Raw genomic sequence first — 3,092 nt, 5'->3', positions numbered from 1 at the left:
GCCAGAAGGGCGTCCAGGCAAGGAGTCACAACCAGGCCAACGGGCGCCCTTCGCCATGGTCGCGGCCAGCGCAAACATCGGACTCATTCATCTAGTCCATGGCGTGGGCCAGTTCGATGTCGTGGCCGTCGACGTCCCCGCCGGACACGCTGACGCTCTCGGCACGCGGCGGATACCCGGTGGCTATGACGGTGGACGGCCCGCTGTCCAGGTCGGAGAAGGCGTACGCGCCGTCCCTGCCGGTCGCGGTGGTGGCGACGACGTTGCCGACGGCGTCCACCAGGGTCACCCGCGCGTCGCCGAGCGGGGCGCCCGCACCGCGCACGGTGCCGCGTACCTGCGCGCCGGGCCGCAGTTCGAGGCTCACCCGCGCGATCCCCGTGGCACCGACCTCGACGGGCAGCGCCAGCGGGCGGTGCTCGGGCGAGTTGACCGCGAGGGTGACGGCGCCCGGAACCAGGTCGGTGAAGGAGAACTCGCCGTCGCCGTCGGTCCGGACGGTCGCCGGCACATCGCCCCGGACGTCCGCGACGATGACGACCGCCCCGGCGACCGGTACCCCGCCGTTCGCCGACCGCGCCACGTCGCCGAGCCCGCTGCTGCCCGTGAGCAGCATGTCGTACGTCACCGGCGAGGTGCCGACCACGACGGTCGTCGCCTGCGGCTGGTGGCCGTCGGCGGACGCGATCAGCACGTACGTCCCCTCGCCCGGCGCCTCCGCCCGGTAGGCGCCGTCGGGAGATCGAGACGTGCAGGTGTCGAGGCGGAGAGGGCGTCCGACCGCAAGGAAACAGCCCGCCACCAGGGCCGAAAAATCGGCCACAGCCCACGACAACGCACTTGCCCGGCCCGGGGGGGCGCACCTAGCCTGACTTTGTGCCGCTAATAAACAAAGCCCGAACGCACAACGCAGTGCCGGGCGACACGCTCAGCCGGCTCCGCATCGCCCTCACCGTGTTCTTCGCCCTCGACGGCTTCGTCTTCGCCGGCTGGGTCGTCCGCATCCCCGCCATCAAGGAGCAGACCGGCGCATCCGCCAGCGCACTCGGTCTCGCGCTGCTCGGCGTCTCCGCCGGGGCTGTCGTCACCATGATGCTCACCGGCCGCCTCTGCCACCGCTACGGCAACCACCGCGTCACCGTGGCGTGCGCGGTCCTGCTCTCCCTCAGCGTCACCCTCCCCCCGCTCACCCACTCCGCGCCCGCCCTGGCCGCCGTCCTTCTGCTCTTCGGCGCCGCGTACGGCGGGATCAACGTCGCCTTCAACAGCGCCGCGGTCGACCTGGTCGCGGCCCTCGGCCGGCCGATCATGCCCACGTTCCACGCGGCCTTCAGCCTGGGCGGGATGATCGGCGCCGGCCTGGGCGGACTGGTCGCGGACTCCCTCTCCCCCACGCTCCATCTGCTAGGCCTGTGCGCCGTCGGCCTGCTGGTGACCGCGCTGGCGGGGCCGACCCTGCTGCGGGAGGCGGCACCCGGAGCGCGGACAGGCGCCGCGGAGGAGACCGCCGGGGACGCCGTGCACGCGACTCACGGCACGGCCTCCGCCTCACGGACCCCCGACGACGGCACGGACTCCGCCCCGCAGACTCCCCACGGCCGTACGCACTCGGCGGAAACACCCGCGCGGCACCTCACCCCCCGCACCCGCCGCCTCGTCGTCGTCTTCGGTCTCATCGCCCTCTGCACGGCCTACGGCGAGGGAGCCCTGGCCGACTGGGGCGCCCTGCACCTCCAGCAGGACCTGGACACCTCCCCCGGCCTCGCGGCCGCGGGCTACTCGTGTTTCGCGCTCGCCATGACCGTCGGCCGGCTCACCGGCACCACACTGCTCCAGCGCCTGGGCCGTACACGCACGGTCGTGGCGGGTGGCGCGACCGCGGCCGTCGGCATGCTGGTCGCCTCGCTGACCCCCGCGGCATGGGCGGCGCTGCTCGGCTTCGCCGTCACCGGGCTCGGGCTCGCCAACATCTTCCCCGTCGCCGTGGAACGCGCGGGCGCCCTGGCCGGCCCCACCGGCGTCGCCGTCGCCTCCACTCTCGGCTACGGCGGGATGCTGCTCGGCCCGCCGGCCATCGGCTTCATGGCGGACTGGTTCTCCCTCCCCGTCGCCCTGACGAGCGTGGCCGCGCTCGCGGCCACGGCGGCCCTGATCGGCCTCACCATCCGTCGCGCGGCATCGGGTTGAGGACCGGCCACCCACAGGCCGCCCCAACACACCGTTTCCCGGACCGCTCAGTCCCCGGCGACGTTCGAACTGATGAGCCGGAGAAGCTGCTTGGCCATGGCGTCCTGCTCGACGGTCAGTCCCATGGCGTCGCCGATGGCGAGCGGAACGGTGCGGGCCTGCTCCTGGAGCCGCGCCCCGGCGTCCGTGAGGCGGATCGCGACCGAGCGCTCGTCGTCGGGCCGGCGTTCACGGCGCAGCAGCCCGGACACCTCCAGGCGTTTCAGGAGCGGTGACAGGGTGCTGGACTCGAGGCGGAGCGCCGCTCCCAGGTCCCGTACGGAGATCGAGTCCTGCTCCCACAGCACGAGCATGACCAGGTACTGGGGGTAGGTCAGCCCCAACGCGTCGAGCAGGGGTCGGTAGCGCGCGGTGACCGCACGGGATGCCGCGTACAGGGCGAAACAGAGCTGGTCGTCCAGGAGCAGCGAGCCCTCGGTCGTCTCAGCGGCTCGGTCCACGGTTCGGCTCCTGACTCTTCGTGCTGCGCCGGTCGTCGGTGACCTACCAGCGTATCGGCCGATGCCCCTCGATTCTATCGCGCCCTAATCAGTTGCGTACGACTTAATGGCGCGCTACTGTTCTCGACGTGCCGCCGCCCCCGTCGCGGTCTAGCGTCGGAGACTGCCCGCGGCACCCGAACCCAGGAGGTCGCCATGACCGACACCACCGCCGCCCGCCCCGTCCTCGAGCCCGCCGCCCAGTCCTTCGCCGAGGCCACCGCCAACCCGCCCTATCTCTTCGACCTCGGCCCGACCGAGGGCCGCAGGACCGTGGACGAGGTGCAGTCCGGCGAGATCGACAAGCCCGCCGTCGACGAGGAGTGGATCACCGTCTCCGGCGGTCCCACGGGCAGCGTCCGCGCC

2 protein-coding genes and 2 pseudogenes are annotated in these 3,092 nt (G+C 72.7%); 2 read left to right on the top strand and 2 right to left on the bottom strand.

Features of this window, described 5'->3' with window-relative positions; all coding sequences use genetic code 11:
• Positions 1-91: 91 nt before the first annotated feature.
• A pseudogene (locus ACIHAR_RS39645) lies at positions 92-739 on the bottom strand (collagen binding domain-containing protein); the annotation flags it as partial.
• A gap of 173 nt (positions 740-912) precedes the next feature.
• On the opposite strand from ACIHAR_RS39645, the gene ACIHAR_RS39640 reads away from it, so the two are divergent.
• Positions 913-2,187: an MFS transporter gene (locus ACIHAR_RS39640; protein WP_400024122.1), complete on the top strand. Its 1,275-nt coding sequence runs from the start codon at positions 913-915 to the stop codon at positions 2,185-2,187.
• A gap of 47 nt (positions 2,188-2,234) precedes the next feature.
• Here ACIHAR_RS39640 and ACIHAR_RS39635 read toward each other — a convergent pair whose 3' ends face one another.
• A complete protein-coding gene (locus ACIHAR_RS39635) occupies positions 2,235-2,687 on the bottom strand; it encodes a MarR family transcriptional regulator (protein ID WP_365466782.1) in 453 nt (150 codons plus the stop codon).
• A gap of 87 nt (positions 2,688-2,774) precedes the next feature.
• Between ACIHAR_RS39635 and ACIHAR_RS39630 the strand changes: the two are divergent.
• Positions 2,775-3,092: pseudogene (locus tag ACIHAR_RS39630) on the top strand (esterase); the annotation flags it as partial.

Origin of the sequence: Streptomyces sp. NPDC052016 (assembly GCF_044548445.1) — a bacterium.
Lineage (GTDB): Bacteria > Actinomycetota > Actinomycetes > Streptomycetales > Streptomycetaceae > Streptomyces.
This window is presented reverse-complemented; position numbering and strand designations above follow the sequence as displayed.